Annotated in this window: 1 protein-coding gene; it reads right to left on the bottom strand. The window is 66.8% G+C overall.

Going from position 1 to position 749, the window contains the following annotated elements:
* Positions 1-210 precede the first annotated feature (210 nt).
* Positions 211-749, bottom strand: a 539-nt coding sequence (locus DWZ22_RS07805; RefSeq protein ID WP_369833929.1) for a helix-turn-helix domain-containing protein, incomplete at its 5' end; no start/stop codon positions are given.

Here is a 749-nt window from a genome sequence, read left to right as displayed (position 1 = left end):
GGCACATCGCTATCTGCCGGTGCCCGCAGCCGTTGGCGGTGCGCGAGAAGATCTCGGCGGCCGCCTCCCAGAGCTCGGGGCGCGTGGGCCTCGGCGGGTGCGCGAGGGCGTAGTAGTAGGTCGACCGCTTGAGCTCGGCGCATGCGAGCAGGTGCCCGAGCGCGTGCCCCTCGGCGCGCAGGGCCGCGACCGCTTCGGCCTTCGCCCTGGTCAGAGCCCGTCCCTCTCGACCAGGGCGCGTAATTTTTTTAGGTAGGCCACCTCGGCCTCGAGCCTACGGCACCGCTCCTCGAGCTCCTCCTCGCGGGTCCGCGGCCTCGCCTTGGAACCCTTCGGCCGGCCCTTGGGCCTCGGGCGCAGGGCCTCCGCGCCGCCCCGGCGGTATAGCGCGCACCACTTCTTGAGCGGCGACATCGACATTATGCCGAACGCCGCCATCGCCTCGGTCTTCGTCATGCCGCCGTCGACGACGGCGGAGGCGGCGGCGACCTTCTGCTCGTATGTGTACCTGCCCTGCTTTCCGTCCATGCGCAGCAGCACCTCGCTCCCGAATGCGCGGTATATCTCCTGCCATCTTCTCACGGCTTCCGCGGGAAGCGAAAGGGCAATCGCGGCAGATTTATACCCGTGCCCGAGCTCGAAGAGCCCTATGGCCGCCTTCCTGGCCTCGACATCATGCCTCACTCTCAAATCAACGCGCATAAAGAAAGCCTCCCATTTCTCATGTCCAAGAAATGGGAGGCAGTTCA

This window comes from Collinsella sp. AF31-11 (genome assembly GCF_003475605.1).
Classification (GTDB): Bacteria; Actinomycetota; Coriobacteriia; order Coriobacteriales; family Coriobacteriaceae; genus Collinsella.
Note: the sequence above shows the minus strand (reverse complement) of the source record. Positions and strands in the feature narration are given on the sequence as shown.